We start from the raw sequence: 24,420 nt of genomic DNA, 5'->3' as shown, positions 1-24,420 counted from the left end.
ATTTTGATAATTATATTGGAATCAAATCTGTAAACCAAAATCCATAAGCATAGGGGTCTTCTTTTTTGTGATCGTCCTGGAAACAATCGTTGGAATTGTCTTTTTTTGGAGCCTCATATTTCCGGTAAACAGTTTCTCCGATGGAATAAGAAATGGGATTTGAAAATATGGGACCATCAAATACGAAGGTGTGAAACTCCCCATTTTCTCCACATGGGTCGACATTTTTTGGGAGCTCTTTTAAAAAATTCTCATCGATTACTCTTCCAGCAAAACTTTGATCTAAGTATTTTTCATTGACGCAGGTGGTGACGGTTTTGAACCCTAAATCAATAAATTCTCTGATAAGATCAAGGGTAGGTTGCTTCCAAATCGGAAAGATTCCTTTAAGGCCGATTTCTGCTAATTTATTTTCTCGATAGGATCGTAAGTCCTCTAAAAATATATCTCCAAAAATACTGGCTTCAGCTCCCTGATCTACCAAAGGTTCTAGGGTATTTCGCATGGCAGTCTCATAACTTTCCATGGTTGGCATTTCAGGAACTTCCATAATGGTCAATGCTAGTCCAGTACTGTTTGCTTGTTGTACCAAGAGCTCTTTTCTGACACCGTGCATGGAAATACGCTGAAATTTCTCGCTGATGCTCGTCAATAAAGTAAGAACTTCAAACTCTTTATTCTGTAGGATTTTATACAATGCAAGAGCGGAGTCTTTCCCTCCGCTCCAGTTGAAAATGGCTTTATTGAGAGACATGGGGTGATTTTTTATACCTATGACGAAGGTATTTTAAATTTTGAATTGTAATAAAATAAAAGGCCCTGATAGTTCACAGAGCCTTTGGTGAGTTTGGGTTACTCTACTTTAGGGAGTTCTTCTCTAGGAAGTTTTTCATCCCTTTGAGCGGTATTATAAACAAAGGAAGCTACAATGACCGCCATTTGCTTCAAATCATTCAGCTCTAATCGCTCAAAATTATCCATGTTGGTATGATGAGTCCTGGTTCTGTATTCAATTGGATCTTGGATAAATTGGAATCCAGGTAGTCCTACTCCATCAAAACTTTGGTGGTCTGTACCTCCTGTATCACGGATTGTGATGGTTCTATTTTCAATCAAATCATCTACTGGTTCAAACCATTGATCGAAAATAGGGCCTACTGCTTCATTTCCTTGCAAATAGATTCCTCTGATCTTCCCAGTACCATTGTCAATATTATAATAAGCAGAAAGTTTTTCATGGTCGGGCTTTAATTCCATAGTAGCCCTATCCGCGAAATGATTTTGAACATAATTTCTTGATCCATGAAGTCCTTGTTCTTCCCCTCCCCAAAGTGCTATTCGGATGGTTCTTCTTGGTTGTAATCCTGTGGCTTTCAAAATTCTTACAGCTTCCATCATCACGATACAACCTGCTGCGTTATCTGTTGCTCCGTTTGCACCATGCCAAGAGTCCAAATGGCCACCCAACATCACCAATTCTGATTTCAAGGCAGGGTCAGTTCCAGGAATTTCCGCAATGACATTGTAGCCTTGCAAGTCATCTGTAAGATACCTCGATTTGATTTCTGCTTCTACCTCTACATCCACTCCATTTTCTACCAGCCTTGCCAATAAATTCACATTTTCTGGAGCTGTTTCCAATTCAGGCACACCAACTGGAGTGTCTTTTAAATACCCTCTAGGGCTACTTGTAAAAAGGGTTCCGTGTCTACCGTTTACTCCTTTGATGATCAATGCAGCTCCTTCTTCATTTAGGAATTCGCTGATGCGCATGGAGAAAGCTCTTGAAGCTCTCAAAGCCTGAATTTGTTCTGGAGTATATCTGCTTCCACCTCCAGAACTTGGGGGAGCAGCCATGGCTTCCAATTGCTCTTTTGTAAATCGTACTGCATCCGCTTCAAAAGTGGGAGACTGGTCTCCAGAGGGTTTGATGGCAATGATTGCCCCTTGTAATTTTCCTTTGTATTGAGCCAAGTCCTCCTCTGTTTTTGCGTCGAGGAAAACCACTTTGCCACTGACTTCTCCATTGGTGCTTTCTGTCCAGGCTTTAGGGATGGCAATGAAGGGCATATAGTAGGGTTTGGTCATGGCTACATAGCTTTTTTCCATTTCCCAACCACGTCCAAATTCACCCCAAGCTTCAGTTTTGGCATTTTCTAATCCCCAAGCAGTTAATTGATCCACAGCGTATTCAGTGGCTCTTTTATATCCTACGGAATTACTTAGTCTAGGCCCTGCTTTGTCTACTAATTCGAAGGCAATTTCTTCTACATGTGAGTTGTTTAGCCCTTCATTTTTTATTTTTTCTATGGCGTTTAAATCGATTTTTTCTTGGGCAAAGCCAAGTGTCACGACTAAAAATGCCTGGACTAGTAAAAGTGTGTTTTTCATAGGTGTCTGCTTAAGGTAGTTGGAATATAAATATAAATTGATTGACTATTAACCCTTTCATATTTTCGATGAATGGCATTCTTATCTTGATATTGATGGAGATTGGAAAGATTATGGCAATCATTTTTACAAATAAAATCTAAAACCCATCATATTTTTCAGAACTTAAGCATTGTAGCCTAGCTTGGAAGTGTGAAAACCTTTTTTGAAAATGAATAAACTGATTTTTGTATTTGATAATCAATTGGATAAAGAAGAGGTTTCTAAAAGTTTAGAGCTTTTTGATCCTCAGCCTTCCAAACAAATAAGTTTTCAAGACTTGGATGTTAAGTCTATTGGAAAAGAGGGGGTTTTGGTGGGGTTGATCTCGGATGCGCAGCTTAAGGAACTTATTCCACAACTTAATCAAACAGATATCGCCTTAGCACTTCTTCCGCATCCTGAATTGATCCATGGTCAGAAAGGGTTTGGGATCAATAGAAACATGGAGGATGCTGTCAAGGAAATTCAGGAAACAGAAACAGTTGGACCTTTAGACTTAATGCAAGTCAATGATGAATTGGTGTTAAACTCTTTGGTAGTAGGGGAGTCGTTAAGCATTCTTTATGGAGATAAGTCCAATAGCTTTTTTGAAGGGCTGAAAAATAGGCTTGGTCAATTTATTAAGCTATTTAGAAGGGTGAAGCTTCAGGCAGTTCAAATTAATTTCCCAAATAAAGAGGAAAATAAAACTGTAGATACTGCTGCCATGGGAATCCTGGCAGTAGCGAACTGTCAAAGCAATGTAATTTTTAAGAGGATTGTTAGAGATTCTGGGTTAAATGACCAGTTGATTCATGTGCTGATTCTGGTTCCCAAAAGTTTGATCACCTTGATTCGCTTTGGTTTACAAAATTTATTTTTTCCGATCAAAGGAAATAAGCTCCCAAGGTTTGTAGGGTACGCAGCAGCAGAAGAAATAAAGTTAACTACGGAAGAGGAAATTTCTTATGCGATTGATGGAGAAGAAAAGTCTGGAAAAGAAATTAACATCAAAGTGCTGGAAAATCCCGTTCGGATCCTCCTTGGAGCACAAGTGAGAGAGGAAGAGGAAGGGAATGGGCGAGAGGTGGAAAACCTAGAAACTTTACCTTTAGGTAGTTTGAGAGATGAGTTGACCCGAGGGTATTTGCCTTGGGTAAGGCATGCTACCTCGGATGAATTTAAAGAGTTGTTCAAACTCCTGAGAGAAAATTCTCAAACTACTGGGAATTATCTTGTGTTGATGGTACTCTCTACCATGATTGCCACATTTGGCCTGTTTGGAAATTCAGCTCCTGTTGTCATTGGAGCAATGATCTTAGCACCCCTGATGGCTCCCATCATTTCCTTGTCCATGGGAATGCTTCGTCAAGATGGATTGCTGATCAAGAATAGTTTGGTCACTATTTTTTGGGGAATTTTGTTAGGATTACTCTTTTCCATGATCATTACTTGGATGACCCCATTACAAATCTTGAATGATCAAATTCTCGCGCGAATTCGACCTAATTTATTGGATTTAGGAGTAGCAGTAGCATCTGGAATGGCTGGCGCCTATGCCTTTAGTAAGGAAGAAATCGCAAAAACCTTGGCAGGAGTGGCTATTTCTGTGGCTTTGGTCCCTCCCTTGGCTGTAGCAGGAATAGGATTGGGATGGGCAGATTGGAATGTGTTTTTTGGGGCCATGTTGTTATTAGGTACTAACTTGGCAGGAATAGTAGTGGCTGCAACTATGACATTTCTAACCATGGGTTTCAGCCCCTTTCGGTTGGCCAAAAAAGGATTGGTGATTAGTTTGATAATGTTGGCTGCTATAGCGACTCCTTTGGGCTTGAGTTTTACTAAAATGGTCAATGAAAATCGAATCATCCAAGAATTAAGTGGGCAGGAAATTCCTCATGGATTACTTCGAAATGTGAAAGTGGTTAATATGCAGCCTTTAAGGTTGTCGGTGACCATCTTGTCAAAGAGGGAATTGAATGATGCTGATTTTGCGGAAATCCGAAAGGAGATTGAAGATAAAATTGGGGCTTCAATCGAACTGGAATTAACGCTGGGGATCAGTATGGAGAATGTCAATGAAGAAGAGAAAAGGAATACCATCTCCACAGATTAATCATATTGGAAAACCGGTTTTCCATTTTCACAGACCACTCGTGTAGGAGAAACGACATACATGCAATCCGAAGCCATATTGTTTTTTTGATTGTATTCAGCCTGGAGTTTGGTATATCGCTCGACTAGATCCAAAAATTCTTTTTCATTGATTTCATTTGAATAGGCAATGTAGCCAATAGGTCCACCACAAGGCTTACTTCCAATTGCAGTAAATTTCCAATTGGAGGAATTGGAACACGTCTTTGATTCAGATAACTCAATGATTTTCTCATAAATCTCATCCATGTTATTTAAGTCGACTTGTGTCGGCTGTTCATCAGCAAGCTGGCAGCCTCCAAGAAAAATTAGAAAAAGGATGATGAATGCTTTCATAGAAACATGATTTTAAAGACAATAACGAAAATGTGGGGTCAACCGCTACAATAAGTTGCTTTAATTTCCTGCTGGAAGCATATTTCGAATGGCTGCGATTTTCCACCCTTTTCCATTGTCTACCACGGTGAAACTGCTCCACATTTTCCGGATAGATTCATCTGGGTTTTTGATTTCGTAGCGGGCATCTACAAGTGCAACTTCATCTCCTAAAAATCGAATTCTCTCTACATGTAACGTTCTTGTTCCAGGGTTATTGGTCGAACTGGCCATCATTCCTTTAATCGCTTCGTTGATTCCAGTTCTCCACTCCCCTGAAGAAACCAATTGATCAATCTCTTTAGTTAGGATTTTTTTGAGAAGTACAGTGTCTTTGGTCTCCCGAGATTTGGAGTAGGAATTGATCAGATTTAAAATTTCTTGTGATGTCGCTTTGGATTGAGGGTGGTTTTGTGAGAAAGCGCTAGTACTGAGAGATATCAAAAAGAATAAAAGAATAATTCGGCACATGGATGTTTCAGTTGAATTTAATCTAATCTACATTTTCTTTAGCAAAATTAAGAGTCAAAAACCCTTTTCCTGGAATACGAAAAATTAAAGCCACCCATTTCTGAGTGGCTTTAAGAATATTTAAGGATGGGCTATTTATTGATCCTCACCTCTAAGTTTGATGACAGCTCCTTCCAGGATATCCCCAATTCTTATTTGACAAGCTAGTCTAGAGGTAGGATAGTATTCCGGTAAGTTTTCCAACTGATCCAATTCGATGTCCGTGGCTTCACCCAATTCGTCCTTTCCTTCCAGTACTTCAATATGACAGGTAGCACAAAGTGCCATGCCACCACAGGTTGCCAATACAGGGTATTCTGATGCCTTTAGGATCTCCATAAGGCTAAAGCCCATGTCGTCTGGAGCTTCTATTTCTTGACGGTTTCCGTCATGATCTTCTACTGTGAAATTAACCATGCTCGAAATTACAATTAAAATGTATTTACACCATTAACTGTGGTGTATTTGAAGCTCAATTTTTGATCTGGATACACGTATTTGAAGGCGGAATGCATCATGATTGCTGCCTCGTGGAATCCGCAAAGGATCAATTTCAATTTTCCTGGATAGGTATTGATATCCCCGATGGCATAGATTCTTTCCACTCCGGTAGAATAATCCCTGGTATCCACTTCGATTGCATTCTTATCAATGCTCAATCCCCAATCTGCTATTGGGCCTAACTTAGGGCTCAATCCAAATAAAGGGATCAAATAATCAGCATCAATTTTTATTTCTTCTTTTGATTTGGATTCTAGGGTTACAGAATTTAATACACCATTTCCACCTACATTTTTCAAGTTGGCAGAAAGGATCAAATCAATTTTACCTTGATTGGCTAAGTCAAATACCTTTGCCGCAGAATCAGGAGCTCCACGGAATGTTTCATTTCTATGTACCAAAGTCACTCTTTCGGCAACATTTGAAAGGTAAATAGCCCAATCCAAAGCGGAGTCTCCACCACCAGCAAGTACCACTTTCTTATTTCTGAAAGTTTCAGGGTTTTTTACCATGTAGGTAATACCCTTTCCTTCAAATGTTTCCAGATTCTCCAATGCCGGCTTCCTAGGTTCAAAACATCCTAGTCCTCCTGCAATGATGATCACTTTGGCATGCACATGCGTTTTGTCTGAAGTGGTCACAATGAAAGAACCATCTTCTTGCTTGTCCAAATGGTCTACTCTTTCACCTAATGTAAAGGTTGGCTTGAAAGGCTTCGCTTGCTCCATCAAGTTATCCACCAATTCCTGAGCCTTTACTTCAGGATATCCAGGAATATCATAAATAGGTTTTTGAGGATAAATTTCAGAAAGCTGCCCGCCTACCTGAGGCAATGCATCGATCAGATGGCAACGCATTTTCAGCAAACCTGCTTCGAAAACTGCAAAAAGGCCAACTGGTCCGGCTCCTATGATACAAAGGTCTGTGTGAATCATGGTATATTGACTTTATGGGTAAACCCTAGATTGAAAGCTTTTGTTCGTATAAATATAATTAGTATAACAACTATTTATTCTTCTATTTCTTGACCGCCTAAGTTTTTATAGATGGTGTTCAAAATTCTTTTAAACTCCTCAAAATCCGTTTCATGGAGGTTCTCCCATGCTTTTTCGCGGATTTCAAGTATTTGTGGACGTAAAGCTATGACTTTAGAGGCTCCGGCATCAGTTAAATGCAACTGGAAACTTCTTCTATCTTGAGGATGTGGGATTCGCTCCACATACCCTTTTTTACAAAGCAAGTCAATGATCCGAGTTAAAGTAGGGTGGTCCTTAAATACCAATTGCGCCAACTCGGTTTGACTGAGCAATTGATTTTCAGAAAGATTTTTCAATACCAACCACTGGTCCACCGTCACATCGAAATCCCCTGATTTAAACTGTTGCTGCGCATATTGTTTCACCTTTCGCGCAGTGCGATCGAGGAGAAATGAATACTTTGCAAATTGCTCTTGTGTCATACAAATAATTAGTGTGACAAATATATGAATTTTCTGAATTGTAAAAACTATTCTCTATAAAATATATAGGGTTTGTGATATAAATGACAAAAGTATTAAATCTGAGGGATTTAAAAAGTTTTCAAAGACTATTTATGCCAATAAAAAAGAGAGGAAATCTGAAAGTGAAGAATACAGAATTCCCTTGTATTGCAAAGAGAAAGGGGATTTTTCGACATAAATGACTTCAGATACAGGGGGAACGCCAGATTTGTCCATTGCTTTTTCTACCCAGAAGCTACTGATTGGATCACCTTCAATCTTCCATTTTCTGGAACCTATTTTTTTTTCAATTCTTCCTTTTTCTGGATCAAAATGAAATTTATCTCCTGGCAATAGCTGGTTGATTTCTCCTGTAAGCACCAATTCTTCTGGAATTCCTGAAATAAGGGGGAGACCGCAGGTAAGCAACCAAAATTGATCCGCAGTTTCCATGGCAATCTCCAGATCGTGGGTCACCACCAATATGGCTTTTTCCTGTTTTTGGCAGATTTCCCTAAGCAAATGCATGATTTCGTACCGGTTGATCAGGTCCAAATGAGCGGTGGGTTCGTCTAAGATCATGATTTGGCCATTTTGTGCCAAAGCTCTTGCAATCATGGCTTTTTGTCGCTGACCATCGCTGATTTCTGATAAACGTTCATGTTCCAAATAGCTGATTTTGGTGTCCGCCAATGCTTTTTTGACCACTTCTTTATCTTGCATGGAGAGCTTTCCGGACCATCCGGTGTGAGGGATTCTTCCTAAAGCTACCAATTGCCCCACAGTCATGTTTCCCGGAGAAACTGGTTCAGTTAATACTACTGAAAGTGTTTTTGCCAGGTCGGAGTTGGAATACTCATGAACATCTTTACCAGAAAGTTGGATGCTTCCTTTCCAGGGTTGAATTTCTCCTAGGATCGCTTTGACCAAAGTGGATTTTCCTACGCCATTTGGACCTAATAAACAGGTCAGTTGGCCCGAAAAAAGCTCGAAATTCAGTTTTTCCAAGACTTCTTTCTTGAGATCTCCTTTTTGGTATCCCAAGCTAAGATTTCTTCCGATGACTGCCTTTTTTTTCATGCTCAGAATTCTTTACTGAAGTTTTTTCTCAATACCAAGCTGATGACGATCGGTGCACCGATTAAGGAGGTTACAGCATTGATAGGTAGTGTCTGGGCAGACCCAGGTAATTGCCCGATTGCATCACAGATCAATAATAAAATACCACCCATCAAGGCAGATGCGGGAAATAAGATCCGGTGATCTGCCGTTTTCCAAATCATCCTGGCTACATGAGGTACAGCGATGCCTATAAAAGCAATAGGCCCACAAAATGCTGTCACACTTCCAGCCAATAATCCCGTGCTAAGGATCATCAACCAGCGAAGTTGAGTGGGGTTGATTCCCATGCTTTTGGCATAACTTTCACCTAAGAGCATGGCATTATAGGATTTGATTGAAATAACCATGGGGACCATTCCCACTATAATCACCAATCCTAAGACCAAAATTTGATTCCATACCAGTCCTCCAAGACTTCCCATAGACCATACTGTAAAAAGCTTCAAAGCTTCTGCACCTGAAAAATAGGATAGGACGGAGATGATCGCTGATACCGCAGAACCAAACATCAATCCTACGATCAATAGGGTCATGCTGTCTTTTATTCTCCAGGCAACAAGACTTACGATGACCAATACCAAGGCGGCTCCAAGAGTGCCAGAAATCACTGTTGCCCAAGGGCTGATCGCTATTCCTAATCCCAATCCAAAAGCAGAACTTGCCAAAATCAAAATGGCAACACCCAAGCCTGCGCCGGAACTAATTCCTAATACATAGGGGCCTGCCAACGGATTTCTAAAAAAAGTTTGCATTTGCAGTCCGCTGATACTTAAACCAATTCCAGCCAAAATGGCTAGGATTGCTTTCGGTAGCCTGTAGTAGAGAATAATCTGTTCATAAGATGCCTTTCCCCATTCGCCGGTGAAAAAACCATGAATAATCTCTGAAACAGGAATGTTCACGGATCCTAGACTGACATTCATTAGAAAGCAGCAAACTAGGAAGGCAAAAGCCCCGAAAATAAATGTAACAGACCGGTTATTTTTCATGGAGTTGTTCATAAAAATACAACTCATAGTCAGGAAGTAGCTCAGGATGAAGGATTTTAATCAAATCTTTTAAGATTAAATCAGGCCTCATATAACCCAATTCAAAATATTCCAATCCTCCTGTTTCGCCTCTTTTATGAGTGTAGGAATATACGTTTCCTAACTTCCATGCTTCAAAGGCCTTGTATCTTGGTTCAGCTTTCCCCATTGCTTGAATGGATGAGAAATCAGCTGAGCCAATCCAATACGTACATTTCATGGCCTGATCCAATACAAATTCATAGTTAAGTTGTAGACTACCAGTACCTTCTTGATCTTCAAAAATATACTTCCCCCCAGCGTTTTCAAGGATTTTTGCGCCCCAACTATCTCTTCCAGGTGCATACCAAATATCTTGGTACATTATTCCACTTAGTACGGATGGTTTTGCTGATTCGGGGATGGATGTTGCAAGTTTTTCAGCTTCCAAGTAGGATTGTTCAACTTGCTCGAATTGAGCTTTTGCGGCCTCATATTTTCCAAGGAGGATTCCAGTAAATTTAATCCATTCAGCTCTTCCTAAGGGATGTTGCTCCACATATTCCCCATTGATGGCTACAGGAATACCAGCTGATTTCAGAACCTCCAAATAGCGAAGATCATCCCCAAGCGTGGATATCATGATCCAATCTGGATCCGTGTCAATGATAAGTTCTGTATTGGCTGAGGCTCCAGCGCCTAAATCTGTGATTTTACCTTCCTTGATCCGGTCTCTTGTGATTGGTGACGAAATCAAATCCAAGTTGGGGAATCCGATCAATTTTTTGGTTTCATTTAGCAGATCCAAATGTGGGATTTGGGTCGTAGAAGTAAGAACTACTTTTTGGATTGGCAGCTGAATGGTTGCATCAAAATCCCCAATAGGAGGTAATGCATTTTCTTCTAAAACCAGATAGGAAAAAGTTTCTTGAGCACCTGTCCAAGGCTTCAAAACTTCCACAATCCAAAATCCATCTCCTTGTTCCAGGGAGAAACCATTGGCATAGCGAGGACTGATTATTTTAGTTTCAATTTCCTGATTTTGTTCTGTCTTTTGACAGGAAAACGTATTGATAATCAGTAGTGTTGAAAAGAAGATTTTAAAAATTTTATTCATTGGAACTTGGTGCAATTCAAGCTCCAAAGTAAGTGTCAGATTTTTCTAGTTCCAAAAAAAAGAATTTCAGACTACTTTTTTTTGAATAGAAACCCCGCTATGTTTACAGCCGAAATAGGTTCCTGAATCCAGTGTTGGATTTAGGATTAAAAGGGAATCCGGTGAAATACCGGAGCTGTCCCCGCAACTGTAAGCCCACGTAGGAATTTCCCTACAAAGGATTTTGTCAACCCTCGCCATTGGTCACAATTGTAAAGACTGAGAAGGCAGGCAAAATCGGGTAAGCCAGGAGACCTGCCATTTCGATGATTCTGTGCTTTCGGAGGAAAAGCAATGAAGGATGCACCAATTCCCGAAACAGGTATTCTGATTTGGGTAAGATTCATTACTTCTATTTTCTCTTCAAGCCCGAGTCGAAAGACATTCAGTTTATTTCGATCAGGCATGATTTTGTTTTTGTGGGTAGTTTCATTTTTCGGGGTACACCCGATTGTCCAGGATACAGTGGTATTGGCTGAAGTAGAAATCTATGCCCCTGCCATTGATCGATTTGCTCATGGACAAAAATTACAAAATTGGGATAGGTCCCAACTTGAAACTTACCAAGGAAGAGCCTTAGCCGATTTGCTTCAGGAACAATCACCCGTATTTGTGCGGCAATACGGGGCAGGGATGCTGGCATCTCCTTCTTTCAGGGGAACATCTGCAGGTCATACGGCCCTTTTTTGGAATGGTCTGCCCATCAATAGTCCATCCTTAGGGCAAAGTGATTGGTCTATTTTACCTGTTGCTGCTTTTGATCAGGTGAATTTGCAGTTTGGGAATGCCGGAGCACTGTTTGGAAATGAGGCCATCGGGGGTAGTTTGCATTTGCAGACTAAGCCCAAATTCTCGGATGGATTTCATTTTGGCTTAACGCAACAATTTGGAAGCTTTGGAACATTCAATTCGTATTTGAAAGGGGACTTTTCCAATTCCAACATCAGTTCATCTACTCGAGTATACCGGGAGTACTCAAAAAATAATTTTCCTTACAAAGACTTGGGGCAAATAGGAACTCCTGAAGTAAATCAGGATCATGCAGAATTTGAACAAGTGGGATTGGTGCAGGATTTTGCATGGAATGTTACCGAGCAATCCCAACTCAAAGCCGCAATTTGGTATAATCAAACGAATAGGGAGATTCAAGCGGTGATGGGGTCCATTTCCCATGACCTCCAGGAGGATAAAAGTTTCAAAGCAGTTTTGGATTATTACAAGTTTGGCAATCGATCAGTTTGGAATTTCAAATCTGGTCTAGTGAAAGATGATTTGCTTTTCAATGGAAGTCTGAGTCAAACCAGCCAATACTTTCTGGGAACAGATTGGGATCGGACATTGTCCGATGTATGGACTATTAAAGCAGGAGTTCGATTTTCCTACATCCAAGCGGATTTGAGTTCATACAGTACCAGTGACCAGAGAATAGAAGCCTATCAATCTGCTAATTACCAGCTCAATGACAGATTAAGCTTTTCACTGAACCTCCGTGAATTAGTATATCAAGATCAATTTGCGCCATTTACTCCAAACCTCGGAATGGACTGGGAACTATGGAAAAAGGAAAATCAACAACTCATAATAAAATCATCCATTGGTAAAGGCTTCAAGGTCCCTACACTGAATGATCGATTTTGGGAACCTGGCGGGAACCCTGATTTATCGCCCGAAGATAGTTGGAGTGGAGAAATAGGCTTGGAATGGAATAGTGAAGGGAATGTAAACTGGCGAAATGGCTTGACTTACTATAGAATGAGTGTGGATAATTGGATTATCTGGTTACCACAGGGGGCTGTTTGGACACCTGAAAATATCAAGCATGTCAGCAACCAGGGAATAGAATATCTGGGAGAAGTTTCCGGTGAAATTTTTAACTGGAAATGGAAAGGAAATTGGTCCTATACTTGGAACAGGGCCATTACTACTCAAGGAATAGGAGAGACTGACCCTGCTATCGGGAAGCAACTTCCTTATACACCAAGACACCAAGCGAATGCAAAGTTTACCTTATTGAAAAATGGGATCTCTGCTTTCTTGGGAACTTTTTATGTGGGAGAGAGATCCATTACTGCGGATAATCCTCGACTAATGTCCTCTTACCAGTTATTTAATGTAGGTCTTGCTTACCAGGATTTCAAATTGAAAGAGATTTCGGTGCCTATAAACTTTCAAATCAATAATTTATTCAATTCTGAGTACCAAGTACTCTATCTCCGTGCCATGCCGGGAAGGTCTTTTCAATTTAATTTATCAATAAACTTATGAAGTTAAAACTCAACCAACTAGTAGGAGCTTTTGCGCTCAGTTTGATTCTTTTTGCGTGTAATGATTCAGAACCTGAACAACCATTAGGTGCTTATGAACAGGGTATTTTGATTATGAATGAGGGTAATTTTGGGACCAATGATGGAGAAGTTTACCATTTGGATCCAAGTACAGAAACCTTGACTCCTATTATTTTTGAAGCTGAAAATTTTAGGCCATTTGCAGGTTTGTTGGAAGATATGGTTCCTACAAATGACAATTTGTATTTAGTGGCAAATACAGGAAAAGTAGAAATTGTTGATGCTGGAACGTTCAAAAGTGTAGGGGCAGTAACAGGAGATTTGGACCAACCTCGTTCTTTGGCCGTAGTTGGGAGTAAGCTCTTTATTTCTGATTATGGACCATATGATGCCTCGTACTCTACTCCAGATTCATACGTGGCGGTAGTGGATGGTTTAAATGGGGGAGTAGTTTCCAAAAAAATTGAAGTTTCCAATAAGCCTGAGGATCTATTTGCATATGGGAAGTATGTGTTTGTGGCAGGTTCAGAAGAAGGAAAAGTAGAAATCATTGATGCCGAAAAAGAAGAGGTGATCAAAACCTTAGAAGTGGATGGACATCCTGCACAATTCTTCGAGTCTAATGGAAGGCTTTGGTTATATTCCACCGGTTCAGATGAGGTTTATTTCCAGTCTTTTCATATGGATAATTTTACCAAGGCTACCACCAATGCATTGCCAGTCGCCAATGCGACAGGAAGAATTGCCTTTGGAAATGATCATGTGTTTTACTTGATTACCAGCACAGGATGGCCGGATTATAAGGATGGGGTATCCAGAGTTTCTGTACTAGGCCCAGAATTAGATATCGACTGGATTACTGGGTCTGGATTTTACGGAATAGGATATGATCAAGTCAGAGATGAATTATACCTTTCTAACTCCAATGGTTTTCAGGGAAATGGTTCGGTAACTGTGTATAATGAAGGTGGAACTGAAATCAGGACTTTTGAAGTAGGAAGAGGTCCTTCCGGATTCCTTTTTTATTAATGGATAGGTATATAAAAACAAAGGCAGTGATGAATTCACTGCCTTTGTTTTTTAATTGAGCTTTTCACTCATCACATCTTCAAATCTCTCCAACATATGGATGTATTTATGTTGAATGTTATGTAAGAATTTATCTTGTGTATCAATCGAATACACGGGGTTATACTGTATTCTATCTATTACAATATCTAGCCAGGCTTTTCCATCATCTATCAAATCTGCATGAAAGGCTTCTGCCGTCAAGTCTCTAGACCCGGAAAAGGGGCCTTTACCTTGCTTTTCGAAATACTTGGTCATGACTTTAAGAGCAAGTTCATGGGTAACTTCAAAATTAATAATTAGCTCCCGCGCTTGGAATTCATTTAACCCGATTTTTCTAGCTCTTTGAATATAGGAGCGAAGGTCTTCCAAGGCAACTTGGTATTCCTCTAAGCATTGTTCGCAAGTTTGAGGTAAGGACTTCATTGGCGTTACTTTTAATTAAGATACTAAATTTAAGAGATGCTCCCCAAGGCTTAAAGAGAATTTTAAATAATCTTTTTCACCCTAGAGAGCGGCTTATTATCTGATGGTGTAACTCTGCATAAAGGGTTGACCACTGGTAGCTATCCCTTCCAGCAATAGTTTTCCGCTATATTCCTCTAAAAACTTACCCACTATTTTTGGATCTCTGGCAGGTTCCCGATTGATTTGAGTGATGATAAAGCCTTCTCGAAGTCCCAAATCCCTTAAATAACCTCTGGTCATTCCGGTCAGTTTAATACCATAATCTATACCCATTTTATCTTTTTCAATGGTATTTACGGCCTCCAGTTTAGCACCAAGTAAAGCCGAGCTATAGTATTCTCTTTTAATAATGCCATTTCCACCCTCTAGGTTTTGGAGTGTTAATTGAACTGTTTTTGGCGATCCATTTCGGAAAAAGGTGACAGGTAATTTCTGACCCGGGTAATAATAGGAAAGGGCTTCTTCAAAGCTACCCATACCGGTGATTTCCTGATCTCCTAGTTGAGTAATCACATCACTTCTTTCCAAACCAGCTTCTTCCGCTGCCCCGTTTCTTACTACATGAGTCACTATTACTCCATCCAAGGTTTTGATATTCATTTCCTCTGCCAGTTCTGGAGTTATTTCTACTGCCTCAATACCTGGAATTGCTTTTTGTACTTCTCCGTATTGAATTAGATCATTGGACACTTTCATCGCAATATCAACTGGTACTGCAAATCCGTACCCGGTATAGGATCCCGTTCTTGAGAGAATGGCAGTATTGATTCCCACAAGCTCGCCATTGACGTTTACCAAGGCACCTCCTGAATTTCCTGGGTTAATAGGAGCATCGGTTTGGATAAAGCTTTCTAATGGGAAATCACCTCCTAAAATATTGATTTGACGTTCCTTTGCAGATACAATTCCAGCGGTAACTGTGGAGGTTAAGTTGAACGGATTCCCAACTGCCAACACCCATTCTCCAATTTTGAGATCTCGGCTTTTCCCTCTTTTAATAGCTGGAAGCCCTTCCGCATCAATTTTCAAAACAGCGATGTCCGTATTTTTATCTGTACCGACCAGTCTGGCTTTATAAGTTTTCTTTTGATGGATGACTTCGATGGTTTCTGCTCGGTCAATGACATGGTTATTGGTAACAATGTATCCATCGTCAGAAATAATTACTCCTGAGCCGGAACTAACTTGTTGAGATGGTCCTGATCCAAAGAAATAATCAAACATACTGTAACGTCGTGGATCTGTACCAGAGAAATTTTTGATGAAGACTACCGATTGGGTACTATTTTCGGAAGCCTCAACAAATGATGTAGGAGGGGAATCTGGTAGTGATCGTGAGTAATCGGAAGCAAAATTCATTTGTTCCATCTTTGGAGATGGGGTAGGTAGTACCTGATCTTTGGAATCTGAAAAACTTAAAGTTGTCCAAATTGCTGCTCCAGCTAATCCGGATAGAAAAGGTAAACTAATTGTTTTAATAAGACTTTTCATAGAATTTCATTTATCAAGTTGACGAGATGAAGAAAAATCAGTTATCTGCCTTCACATATTTTAAGAAAAGGTGCGATTGTTGTAACGAAATCGAGCAAAAATCAGCCCATCCAATAAAAACTGACGATATGTACAAGGAAAAGTCTGGGCATCTTGTAATTTTGTCAGCTAATTGAGAAAACCTTCGATAAGATCAGAAGGTTTAATGCTCAAAATCCCAAATTGAATGACAGAACAAAAGCGCGTAGCCATCTTAGGTAGTACCGGAAGTATCGGGACTCAAACTTTGGAGGTAATCCGCCAACATTCTTCAGACTTCCAAGTCGAAGTTCTTACCGCTCAAAATAACGCAGACTTGTTAATCCAGCAGGCTTTGGAATTTAACCCAAATGCAGTGGTGATTGGAAATGAAGCTTTGTATCCACAGGTAAGAGACGCATTAATCCCGAAGAATATTAAAGTTTTTGCTGGCCAAAATGCAATTGCCCAGGTAGTGGAAATGGACACCATAGATGTGGTTTTGACTGCTTTGGTAGGCTATTCAGGTTTGATTCCTACGATCCATGCCATCAAAGCGGGGAAACAGATTGCTTTAGCCAACAAGGAAACTATGGTGGTGGCTGGTGAAATTATCACTGCTTTAGCCAAGGAATACCGGGTAAATATCTATCCTGTAGATTCCGAGCATTCTGCAATATTCCAATGTTTGGTAGGGGAGTTTCATAATCCAATTGAGAAAATAATTCTCACCGCTTCGGGAGGCCCATTTAGAGGAAAAGACAGAGCCTTTCTGGAAACAGTCACCAAAGCTCAGGCTTTGAAGCACCCTAATTGGGAAATGGGGGCTAAAATCACAATAGATTCTGCTTCTTTAATGAATAAAGGCTTGGAGGTGATCGAAGCAAAATGGCTTTTTGGGCTAAGAACTGATCAGATTGAGGTGATCGTACACCCGCAAAGTATCATACACTCTTTGGTTCAATTTGAAGACGGATCATTAAAAGCGCAACTCGGCTTGCCGGATATGCGTATTCCCATTCAGTTCGCCCTGAGTTTTCCGGGAAGGTTGAAAAGTGATTTTGAGCGATTCAACTTTATGAATTATCCTCAATTGACCTTTGAAAAACCGGATATTGAGACTTTTAAAAATCTTCAATTGGCCTATGATGCGCTGGCAAAAGGAGGGAATGCTCCTTGTATCTTGAATGCAGCAAACGAGGTGGCCGTAGATGCATTTTTAAAAGAAGAAGTAGGATTTTTGGAAATGTCTGACCTGATAGGGGAGACACTTTCCAAAACAGAGTTTATCTTACAGCCGAATCTTGAAGATTATGTAGAGACTGACAGCAGGGCTAGAGAAATTACAAAACAATTAATTAAGCGTAAAGTATAATGGATACATTAATAATGGTGGGCCAACTGGTTCTGGGATTATCCATCCTGGTAGGTTTACATGAGTTGGGGCACTTGCTCACTGCCAAAATGTTTGGTATGAGAGTAGAGAAATTTTCAATTGGATTTCCGCCAAAAATTGCTGGATTTCAATGGGGAGAGACGGAATATTCCATAGGGGCTATTCCATTGGGAGGATTTGTGAAAATCTCTGGGATGGTAGATGAATCCATGGACACAGAACAAATGGCTGCAGAGCCTCAGCCATGGGAATTTAGGTCCAAACCAGCTTGGCAGCGATTGATTGTGATGCTGGGAGGAATTATAGTCAACGTAATCACTGGAGTCCTCATATTTTTTGTGATGGTGTACAATAATGGAGAAACTTATTTTTCCAGAGATCAAGTGGTTGAAAATGGGATCGTTGCAAGAGAAATTGCACAATCCATCGGTTTAAAAACAGGGGATAAGATCTTAGATCTAAGTGGACAACCTTACACCAGTATCAATGATTTAAGTAGCGGTTCTGCGCTTTTGGAAGAGAATGGATATTATACAGTAGATAGGGATGGTGAAATATTGAAAATTGAGATTCCTCGTGGTTTCATTAATTCATTCAATAAAAAGGAAGCTCTTGATAATTTTGTTGATATCAGGTATCCATTCCAATTGTCAGTGATTGACAAAGGTGGGGCTGCTGAAAAAGCTGGAATTACCCCTGAGGATAAAATTTTGGAGATCAATGGAAAGCAGGTTTCTTATTTTGATGAGTTACAATCTGCATTGGCTGATGCGAAAAGTAAAAATGCGGATATCACTTTATTACGCAATGGAGATACTACCCATACTAGCGTTGCGGTAACAGAACGAGGGACCATTGATATAGCGGTTACACCTTTAATAGAACCTGTAAGAAGAAGTTATGGATTAGGGGAGGCTTTTGTTAAAGGGTCTGAGCGTGCGTTTACAGTTGTAATTGTAAATGCCAAAGCCTTGGGTAAAATGTTTACGGGTGAGGTGTCTGCCAAAAATGTGAGTGGCCCGATAGGGATGGCGAAAATTTATGGAGATACGTGGGATTGGACCAAATTCTGGACGATTACTGGCTTGATTTCCATGTTGTTAGCCTTTATGAACCTATTGCCAATTCCGGCTTTGGATGGTGGACACGTGATGTTCTTATTATATGAAATGATTTCTGGAAGAGCTCCATCTGATAAATTTCTTGAAAATGCCCAAAAAGTAGGGATGGTTATTCTCTTGGCATTAATGGTATTTGCCATAGGAAATGATGTGCTGAAATTGTTTACAGGAGGATGATTTTCCCAATTTCAAAGAATAATCGAACCGGGTCAACTGACCCGGTTTTTTTATGAATTATTCAAATTCTATGGTGAAAGGGAAAGATTAACATGCTTTTTATACCTGAAAATAATTCTATAAAAAAAGTAGGTTATGAGGTTATCGCACATAGGGCTATCAGGAAAGTATGACTTTGTAAAAGCTAGTTTGTCCTTGTAAATCGATTTTTAGTCTTAGTTTTTTAGGATTTGTGTTTAAAAATTGATACGCGGTTGCTTTGTGTAATTTGGATGATTTGATGTTTTCTGCCTGCCATTTTGACTATTTCAACCTTTGGCATACCCCTTGACCTTTTAGGAAGAACCTTCGCTATTTGAAGGTTCTTCTTTTATTTTAGCTAAATCCTGACAGTCAGTCTGTCATAATGTCTATATGAGCCAATTCGAAAAGTCCATGTTTCAAAATTTAATGGTGGGGGAATTTGCTGGTGAGGGAGATCTCATACAGCTCATTACCGAAGATGAAAATGAGGAGCAGGGAACTGAATCTTATGGGGAGGAACTCCCGATCTTGTCCGTTCGGAATACGGTGCTCTTTCCTGGCGTGGTTATACCCATCACCGTAGGAAGGCAGCGTTCTATTCGTTTGGTAAAAAAAGCCCAGAAAGGAGACAAATTGATTGGAGTCTGTGCTCAGATCAATCCAAATAATGACGATCCGTCATGGGATGATATTTACCAAGTGGGTACGCTTGCCAAGATTATCAAAATGATTGTGCTTCCTGATGGAAATACCACCATTATTATTCAAGGTAAGAAGCGATTTAAGATCAAGGAACAGATTACAGATGATCCATACTTCATGGCGAAGGTGGATTACCTGGATGAAAATTTCCCGAAGAGCTCGAAAAAGATCAAAGCCTTGGAAGAGTCTCTGAAAGATGCTGCAACGAGGATTCTTCATCTCAATCCAGAGATCCCTAGAGAGGCTCAGGTGGCTTTGGATAATATAGATAATACCCCGTTTTTGACACATTTCCTTTCTTCTAATATCAATGCGCCTGTTGAGTCCAAACAGCGTCTATTAGAAATCAATGATGGGGTGGATAGAGCTACTTTACTTTTGGAATTTATGATGAAAGACATCCAGATGTTGGAGTTGAAATCAGAAATTCAGAAGAAGGTTCATACGGATATTGACCAACAGCAGCGGGATTATTTCCTTCGTCAGCAGATGAAAGTGCTTCAAACTGAGTTGGGAGAAGAAGGACCTGAAAAGGAAGTAGAAGATTTACGTGCTAGAGGTGCCTTGAAAAATTGGCCAGAAGAGGTGAAAAAGCATTTTGAAAAGGAATTGGACAAAATCCTAAGAATCAACCCTTCTGCCGCAGAATATCCGATTGCACTCAATTATGCTGAGACCATGGTAGAGTTACCTTGGAATGAATTTACCCAAGATAACTTCGACCTAAAACATGCCAAAGCCATTTTGGACAATGATCATTTCGGACTGGAAAAAGTCAAAGAAAGAATTATTGAATATTTGGCAGTGCTTAAACTTAAGAATGATTTAAAAGGACCGATCTTATGTTTATATGGCCCTCCAGGGGTTGGTAAAACTTCTTTAGGGAAGTCCATTGCAGCGGCATTAGGTAGAAAATACGTTAGAATGTCTCTAGGAGGTCTTCATGATGAGGCTGAAATCCGTGGACATAGAAAAACCTATGTTGGAGCGATGCCTGGCAAAATCATCCAAAATATGAAGAAGGTGAAAATTTCTAATCCAGTCTATGTGCTGGATGAAATCGACAAACTTTCTTCAGACTTCAGAGGAGATCCTTCTTCTGCATTTCTGGAAGTGTTAGATCCGGAGCAAAATAGTACCTTCTTAGATAACTACCTGGAAGTAGAATATGATTTGAGTAAAGTTTTGTTTATTGCTACTGCTAATTCTTTGGATAGTATTCAGCCTGCCTTGAGAGACCGTATGGAAATCATCGAGGTGACAGGTTATACTCAAGAGGAGAAAGTAGAGATAGCGAAACGCCATTTGGTGCCAAAGCAAAGGAAAGAACATGGCTTGAAGTCCAAGCAAGTGACTTTTGAAAAAGCTGCTTTGGTGAAAATTATTGAAGATTATACTCGTGAATCAGGGGTAAGAGGTTTGGAGAGAGCGATCGGTAAAGTGGTTAGAAATGTTGCCAAATCCATTGCCATGGAGGAGGAGTATGATACCAAGATTACCAAGGAGGCCGTTAGAAAAATCTTAGGTTCAGAAATTTTTGATAAAGAAATTTATCAGGACAATTCTGTTGCAGGAGTAGTAACAGGCTTAGCTTGGACTAGTGTAGGAGGTGAAATTCTATTTATTGAATCCAGCTTGAGTAGAGGAAAAGGTAAATTGACGCTTTCTGGTCAATTGGGTGATGTGATGAAAGAGTCAGCGATGACTGCTTTGTCTTACTTGAAATCTCAAGCAGAAACTTTGGGGATCGATCACAGGGTCTTTGATCAATATGATCTTCATATCCACGTGCCAGCAGGCGCAGTTCCTAAAGATGGGCCTTCAGCAGGTATTACTATGTTGACAGCAATGGCTTCTGTCTATACCCAAAGAAAAGTGAAGGCTAAGGTAGCTATGACAGGAGAAATAAGCCTGATCGGTAAGGTGATGCCAGTGGGTGGAATCAAGGAGAAAATCCTGGCCGCCAAAAGAGCTGGAATTAAAGAGATTATTCTTTGTAAAAAGAATAGGAGAGATATTGAAGAAATAGATGCTCAATATGTCAAAGGCATTGAATTTCATTTTGTAGAGCGTGTCGATGAGGTATTGGAAATTGCTTTATTGAAATCAAAAGTTGATAGAGCTATAAAATTCAATCTCGAATCAGAAAAATAAGCTTAAATAAGGAGGGGCAATGCATGTATTTCATTGCTTTCTCTTTTTAAAACCATATCTAAAACCAACGACTTGCCAAATCATGATTTTGAAATCAAGCTAAATTCTGGGCAAGTTATTTAACGAAAGAAAATGGAGCATATCATTTCACTTACTCCTAGACAGATTGTCTCTGAGTTGGATAAATATATTATAGGGCAGCACGATGCTAAAAGGAATGTAGCGATTGCCCTTAGAAACAGAATCCGTCGCTTGATGGTGAAATCTGAAATTCAAAAGGACATCGTGCCTAATAATATTCTCATGATCGGTTCTACTGGTGTGGGTAAAACAGAAATAGCCAGAAGACTTGCAAAAGTAGCCAATGCTCCTTTTACCAAAGTGGAGGCCTCTAAATTTACTGAAGTAGGTTATGTAGGACGCGATGTGGAGAGTATGGTTAGGGACTTAGTAGAACAGTCCGTAGCCTTGGTACGGGAAGTCAAAAATGAAGCGGTGAAGGTGAAAGCCGCAGAGGCAGTGGAAGAACTCATCTTGGATATATTGATCCCTCCCGTAAAAAGTGCTGGGTTTAGCAGAAATTCAATTCCTACCGATACCGATTCTGAGCCTTCCAATGATGCTGAATTAAATGAAAGGACCCGTGAGCGGTTTCGTGAGAAACTTAGAAATGGGGAGTTGGACGACCGGAAGATTGAGATCAATGTGAAAGCATCTTCTCCAGTGGGAATAGGAATGATTGGCAATGGAATGATGGATGATGCCAGCATGGCTGGGCTTCAGGACATGATTTCTGGAATGATGCCAAAGAAGACCAAAAAAAGAAAATTGAGTATTTCTGAGGCAAGAAAAGTATTGTTGGAAGAAGAAGCTTCTAAACTGATCGATTTTGATGAGGTCAAAGAAGAGGCAATCAAGCTGGCCGAGAACAATGGTATTATTTTCATAGACGAAATTGATAAGATTGCTTCAAAGTCCGGGAAAAACGGAGGAGGGCCAGATGTAAGTAGAGAGGGTGTTCAAAGAGATTTGTTGCCCATCGTTGAGGGGTCTTCTGTAAATACTAAATATGGGGTAATCAATACTGATCATATCCTTTTTATAGCTGCAGGAGCATTTCATGTAGCAAAACCTTCTGACCTTATTCCGGAACTTCAGGGAAGATTTCCTATTAGGGTAGAATTACAAAGTTTAACTCAAGAAGATTTCTCTAAAATACTGAGAGAGCCTAAGAATGCATTGACCAAGCAATATCAAGCCTTGTTTGAGGCAGAAAATGTGTTTTTGGAATTCAATGATGAGTCAATTGAAGAAATTGCAAGGTTGGCGTTTTTGATCAATCAGGAAGTTGAGAATATTGGTGCCAGAAGGCTTCATACGGTAATGAGTCATTTATTGAATGATTTTTTATTCGATGTACCTGATACCATCGAGGCCAACTCAAGAATTATGATCACGAGGGAGATGGTTCAGGAACGGCTTTCCACTTTGGTGAAAAACAGAGATTTATCCCAATACATATTATAAGTGAAAAAAAGGGCATCATTTTAGTGCCCTTTTTTTTATGTCACAATCATTACTCATTATTACAGGCCATAGTCATGGGTTAGGACGCGCCATCCTAGATCATTACTTAGAGAACCAGTCCTTTCAGATAGTAGCTATTTCTAGGACTAAATTGGATATTGATTCTCCTAATCTTCAGCAAATCAGTATGGACCTTTCGGAACTTGACGTGTTAGAAAGGCAATTATCAGAGGTTTTTCCTAAAGGGGAATTTGATCAGATCATTCTTTTGAATAATGCTGGCTGGATTGGTCAAATCAAACCAATAGGCAATCTTGGTCCAAAAGAGATGAGGATACAAGTAAACCTTAATTTGTTAGGGCCAATGTATCTGACAAATGCTTTTATCAAGAGATATAAGGAGACGGATTCAGAAAAGATTGTTTGTAATATCAGTTCGGGAGCTGCAAGTAGAGCAGTGGAAGGGTGGAGTGGCTATTGCAGCACTAAAGCTGCATTAGCTATGTTTATTCTAGTAGCAGCAAAGGAAAACAAGTCGGAGAATTTTCATTTTTATAGTTTGGCGCCTGGTATTGTGGATACAGCTATGCAAGGAGAGATCAGAGAGTCGAATGAGACTGACTTTCCTGAAATTGAAAAATTTAAGGCGTTTAAAAAAGAAGGTAAGCTGGTAAGCCCGAAGGAAGTAGCTGAAAAAATCGCGTATTTACTCAATCACACCGAGAAGTTTAAGGATGTAATACAGGATGTCCGAAAGTTTGAAATCAATTGACCTTCCTCTTAGGATAGTCTACAAACCAAACTTTCGCATTTTTTTTGGAGATTTTTTCCCATTCATCTGTATCAAAGGTAAAACCAAATTGTCCCGATGTGGGAAGGTTATCAATCTTTCCTCCTAGCAAATAGATTAATTCGTTAAGACCAGGGTTATGCCCAAAAAGGAGGATAGTTTGATGGCTGTCCTTTTGATGATGGATAATTTTTAGGATTTTTTCGGGACTGGCATGATACAGATGTTCATCTGCACGTATATTTTTTTTTGGAAACCCTAAAACTTCAGCAGTAAGCTCTGCAGTGGTTAAAGCTCGAGTAGCGGAGGAGCTTAAAAACAGGTCCGGCTCAATGTTTCGGGCCTTTAATCTTTCCGCCATGACGGGTACATCTCTTAGCCCACGCTCTGCCAAGGGTCTCTTGTGATCTGCTAAAAATGGCTTATCCCATGCTGATTTTCCGTGTCTTACCAAAATAATTTTCTTCATTTGCTCAAATAAA

At 40.0% G+C, this 24,420-nt stretch carries 21 protein-coding genes and 1 riboswitch; of the genes, 8 read left to right on the top strand and 13 right to left on the bottom strand.

The genetic code is table 11. The features are described from left to right. Window positions 1–10: 10 nt before the first annotated feature. Window positions 11–754, bottom strand: coding sequence for a Dph6-related ATP pyrophosphatase (locus JYB62_RS09890; RefSeq protein WP_205645219.1), 744 nt, complete (start codon window positions 752–754; stop codon window positions 11–13). 98 nt (window positions 755–852) lie between these two features. Beyond that, a complete protein-coding gene (locus tag JYB62_RS09885; RefSeq protein WP_205645218.1) occupies window positions 853–2,391 on the bottom strand; it encodes a M20/M25/M40 family metallo-hydrolase in 1,539 nt (512 codons plus the stop codon). A gap of 211 nt (window positions 2,392–2,602) precedes the next feature. Between JYB62_RS09885 and JYB62_RS09880 the strand changes: the two genes are divergently transcribed. Continuing rightward, complete coding sequence (locus JYB62_RS09880; protein ID WP_205645217.1) at window positions 2,603–4,528, top strand: TIGR00341 family protein; 1,926 nt, start codon at window positions 2,603–2,605, stop codon at window positions 4,526–4,528. Here JYB62_RS09880 and JYB62_RS09875 read toward each other — a convergent pair. The 8 genes from JYB62_RS09875 to JYB62_RS09840 form a co-directional block, all read right to left on the bottom strand. Continuing rightward, window positions 4,525–4,902 carry a hypothetical protein gene (locus JYB62_RS09875; RefSeq protein WP_205645216.1) on the bottom strand — a complete coding sequence of 126 codons (378 nt, stop codon included), beginning with the start codon at window positions 4,900–4,902 and terminating at the stop codon, window positions 4,525–4,527. The genes JYB62_RS09880 and JYB62_RS09875 overlap by 4 nt on opposite strands. A gap of 60 nt (window positions 4,903–4,962) precedes the next feature. Further along, window positions 4,963–5,412, bottom strand: coding sequence for a YybH family protein (locus JYB62_RS09870; RefSeq protein WP_205645215.1), 450 nt, complete (start codon window positions 5,410–5,412; stop codon window positions 4,963–4,965). Window positions 5,413–5,547: 135 nt separating this feature from the next. After that, a complete protein-coding gene (locus JYB62_RS09865; RefSeq protein WP_205645214.1) occupies window positions 5,548–5,868 on the bottom strand; it encodes a 2Fe-2S iron-sulfur cluster-binding protein in 321 nt (106 codons plus the stop codon). 14 nt (window positions 5,869–5,882) lie between these two features. Beyond that, entirely contained in the window at window positions 5,883–6,887 is a 1,005-nt protein-coding gene (locus tag JYB62_RS09860) for an NAD(P)/FAD-dependent oxidoreductase (protein WP_205645213.1), read from the bottom strand. Window positions 6,888–6,961: 74 nt separating this feature from the next. Then, window positions 6,962–7,411: a MarR family winged helix-turn-helix transcriptional regulator gene (locus JYB62_RS09855; protein WP_205645212.1), complete on the bottom strand. Its 450-nt coding sequence runs from the start codon at window positions 7,409–7,411 to the stop codon at window positions 6,962–6,964. 132 nt (window positions 7,412–7,543) lie between these two features. Further along, window positions 7,544–8,512 carry an ABC transporter ATP-binding protein gene (locus tag JYB62_RS09850; protein ID WP_205645211.1) on the bottom strand — a complete coding sequence of 323 codons (969 nt, stop codon included), beginning with the start codon at window positions 8,510–8,512 and terminating at the stop codon, window positions 7,544–7,546. A gap of 2 nt (window positions 8,513–8,514) precedes the next feature. Beyond that, window positions 8,515–9,543 carry an iron ABC transporter permease gene (locus JYB62_RS09845; protein WP_205645210.1) on the bottom strand — a complete coding sequence of 343 codons (1,029 nt, stop codon included), beginning with the start codon at window positions 9,541–9,543 and terminating at the stop codon, window positions 8,515–8,517. Next, the gene (locus JYB62_RS09840; RefSeq protein ID WP_205645209.1) at window positions 9,533–10,678 is read right to left on the bottom strand and encodes an ABC transporter substrate-binding protein; all 1,146 of its coding nucleotides are present in this window, start codon (window positions 10,676–10,678) and stop codon (window positions 9,533–9,535) included. The genes JYB62_RS09845 and JYB62_RS09840 overlap by 11 nt, the downstream gene beginning before the upstream one ends. 98 nt (window positions 10,679–10,776) lie before the next feature. Then, window positions 10,777–10,994, top strand: a riboswitch (cobalamin riboswitch). Between the two features lie 17 nt (window positions 10,995–11,011). On the opposite strand from JYB62_RS09840, the gene JYB62_RS09835 reads away from it, so the two are divergent. Together JYB62_RS09835 and JYB62_RS09830 are read left to right on the top strand one after the other, a co-directional pair. After that, on the top strand, window positions 11,012–12,982 hold the full coding sequence (locus tag JYB62_RS09835; protein ID WP_205645208.1) for a TonB-dependent receptor: 1,971 nt from the start codon (window positions 11,012–11,014) through the stop codon (window positions 12,980–12,982). Beyond that, window positions 12,979–14,031, top strand: coding sequence for a YncE family protein (locus JYB62_RS09830; protein ID WP_205645207.1), 1,053 nt, complete (start codon window positions 12,979–12,981; stop codon window positions 14,029–14,031). The genes JYB62_RS09835 and JYB62_RS09830 overlap by 4 nt, the downstream gene beginning before the upstream one ends. A 51-nt stretch (window positions 14,032–14,082) precedes the next feature. On the opposite strand, the gene JYB62_RS09825 is transcribed toward JYB62_RS09830, so the two are convergent. Continuing rightward, the gene (locus JYB62_RS09825) at window positions 14,083–14,496 is read right to left on the bottom strand and encodes a nucleotidyltransferase substrate binding protein (RefSeq protein ID WP_205645206.1); all 414 of its coding nucleotides are present in this window, start codon (window positions 14,494–14,496) and stop codon (window positions 14,083–14,085) included. 96 nt (window positions 14,497–14,592) lie between these two features. Continuing rightward, window positions 14,593–16,029 carry a S1C family serine protease gene (locus JYB62_RS09820; RefSeq protein WP_205645205.1) on the bottom strand — a complete coding sequence of 479 codons (1,437 nt, stop codon included), beginning with the start codon at window positions 16,027–16,029 and terminating at the stop codon, window positions 14,593–14,595. A gap of 226 nt (window positions 16,030–16,255) precedes the next feature. On the opposite strand from JYB62_RS09820, the gene JYB62_RS09815 reads away from it, so the two are divergent. From JYB62_RS09815 to JYB62_RS09795, 5 genes are all read left to right on the top strand, one after another. Further along, window positions 16,256–17,422 (top strand): 1-deoxy-D-xylulose-5-phosphate reductoisomerase, encoded by a 1,167-nt coding sequence (locus JYB62_RS09815; RefSeq protein ID WP_205645204.1) that lies wholly within the window; start codon window positions 16,256–16,258, stop codon window positions 17,420–17,422. Then, window positions 17,422–18,741, top strand: a complete 1,320-nt coding sequence (gene rseP, locus JYB62_RS09810) for an RIP metalloprotease RseP (RefSeq protein ID WP_205645203.1) — start codon at window positions 17,422–17,424, stop codon at window positions 18,739–18,741. The genes JYB62_RS09815 and rseP overlap by 1 nt, the downstream gene beginning before the upstream one ends. Before the next feature lie 435 nt (window positions 18,742–19,176). After that, on the top strand, window positions 19,177–21,621 hold the full coding sequence (gene lon / locus JYB62_RS09805) for an endopeptidase La (protein ID WP_394369685.1): 2,445 nt from the start codon (window positions 19,177–19,179) through the stop codon (window positions 21,619–21,621). Between the two features lie 132 nt (window positions 21,622–21,753). Next, a complete protein-coding gene (gene hslU / locus JYB62_RS09800; protein WP_205645201.1) occupies window positions 21,754–23,148 on the top strand; it encodes an ATP-dependent protease ATPase subunit HslU in 1,395 nt (464 codons plus the stop codon). A gap of 37 nt (window positions 23,149–23,185) precedes the next feature. Next, window positions 23,186–23,920, top strand: coding sequence for an SDR family NAD(P)-dependent oxidoreductase (locus tag JYB62_RS09795; protein ID WP_205645200.1), 735 nt, complete (start codon window positions 23,186–23,188; stop codon window positions 23,918–23,920). Here the strand turns inward: JYB62_RS09795 and JYB62_RS09790 are convergent. Continuing rightward, entirely contained in the window at window positions 23,913–24,407 is a 495-nt protein-coding gene (locus JYB62_RS09790) for a SixA phosphatase family protein (RefSeq protein ID WP_205645199.1), read from the bottom strand. The two genes, JYB62_RS09795 and JYB62_RS09790, sit on opposite strands and share 8 nt — an antisense overlap. Window positions 24,408–24,420: the final 13 nt, after the last annotated feature.

The organism is Algoriphagus lutimaris (assembly GCF_017051705.1).
GTDB classification, from domain to species: domain Bacteria; phylum Bacteroidota; class Bacteroidia; order Cytophagales; family Cyclobacteriaceae; genus Algoriphagus; species Algoriphagus lutimaris.
Note: the sequence above shows the minus strand (reverse complement) of the source record. Positions and strands in the feature narration are given on the sequence as shown.

Excerpts from the sequence above, each read along its gene's own strand:
- JYB62_RS09890 (WP_205645219.1), bottom strand. The coding sequence starts at position 754 with ATGTCTCTCAATAAAGCCATTTTCAACTGGAGCGGAGGGAAAGACTCC.
- JYB62_RS09885 (WP_205645218.1), bottom strand. The coding sequence starts at position 2,391 with ATGAAAAACACACTTTTACTAGTCCAGGCATTTTTAGTCGTGACACTT.
- JYB62_RS09880 (WP_205645217.1), top strand. The coding sequence starts at position 2,603 with ATGAATAAACTGATTTTTGTATTTGATAATCAATTGGATAAAGAAGAG.
- JYB62_RS09875 (WP_205645216.1), bottom strand. The coding sequence starts at position 4,902 with ATGAAAGCATTCATCATCCTTTTTCTAATTTTTCTTGGAGGCTGCCAG.
- JYB62_RS09870 (WP_205645215.1), bottom strand. The coding sequence starts at position 5,412 with ATGTGCCGAATTATTCTTTTATTCTTTTTGATATCTCTCAGTACTAGC.
- JYB62_RS09865 (WP_205645214.1), bottom strand. The coding sequence starts at position 5,868 with ATGGTTAATTTCACAGTAGAAGATCATGACGGAAACCGTCAAGAAATA.
- JYB62_RS09860 (WP_205645213.1), bottom strand. The coding sequence starts at position 6,887 with ATGATTCACACAGACCTTTGTATCATAGGAGCCGGACCAGTTGGCCTT.
- JYB62_RS09855 (WP_205645212.1), bottom strand. The coding sequence starts at position 7,411 with ATGACACAAGAGCAATTTGCAAAGTATTCATTTCTCCTCGATCGCACT.
- JYB62_RS09850 (WP_205645211.1), bottom strand. The coding sequence starts at position 8,512 with ATGAAAAAAAAGGCAGTCATCGGAAGAAATCTTAGCTTGGGATACCAA.
- JYB62_RS09845 (WP_205645210.1), bottom strand. The coding sequence starts at position 9,543 with ATGAAAAATAACCGGTCTGTTACATTTATTTTCGGGGCTTTTGCCTTC.
- JYB62_RS09840 (WP_205645209.1), bottom strand. The coding sequence starts at position 10,678 with ATGAATAAAATTTTTAAAATCTTCTTTTCAACACTACTGATTATCAAT.
- JYB62_RS09835 (WP_205645208.1), top strand. The coding sequence starts at position 11,012 with ATGAAGGATGCACCAATTCCCGAAACAGGTATTCTGATTTGGGTAAGA.
- JYB62_RS09830 (WP_205645207.1), top strand. The coding sequence starts at position 12,979 with ATGAAGTTAAAACTCAACCAACTAGTAGGAGCTTTTGCGCTCAGTTTG.
- JYB62_RS09825 (WP_205645206.1), bottom strand. The coding sequence starts at position 14,496 with ATGAAGTCCTTACCTCAAACTTGCGAACAATGCTTAGAGGAATACCAA.
- JYB62_RS09820 (WP_205645205.1), bottom strand. The coding sequence starts at position 16,029 with ATGAAAAGTCTTATTAAAACAATTAGTTTACCTTTTCTATCCGGATTA.
- JYB62_RS09815 (WP_205645204.1), top strand. The coding sequence starts at position 16,256 with ATGACAGAACAAAAGCGCGTAGCCATCTTAGGTAGTACCGGAAGTATC.
- rseP (WP_205645203.1), top strand. The coding sequence starts at position 17,422 with ATGGATACATTAATAATGGTGGGCCAACTGGTTCTGGGATTATCCATC.
- lon (WP_394369685.1), top strand. The coding sequence starts at position 19,177 with ATGTTTCAAAATTTAATGGTGGGGGAATTTGCTGGTGAGGGAGATCTC.
- hslU (WP_205645201.1), top strand. The coding sequence starts at position 21,754 with ATGGAGCATATCATTTCACTTACTCCTAGACAGATTGTCTCTGAGTTG.
- JYB62_RS09795 (WP_205645200.1), top strand. The coding sequence starts at position 23,186 with ATGTCACAATCATTACTCATTATTACAGGCCATAGTCATGGGTTAGGA.
- JYB62_RS09790 (WP_205645199.1), bottom strand. The coding sequence starts at position 24,407 with ATGAAGAAAATTATTTTGGTAAGACACGGAAAATCAGCATGGGATAAG.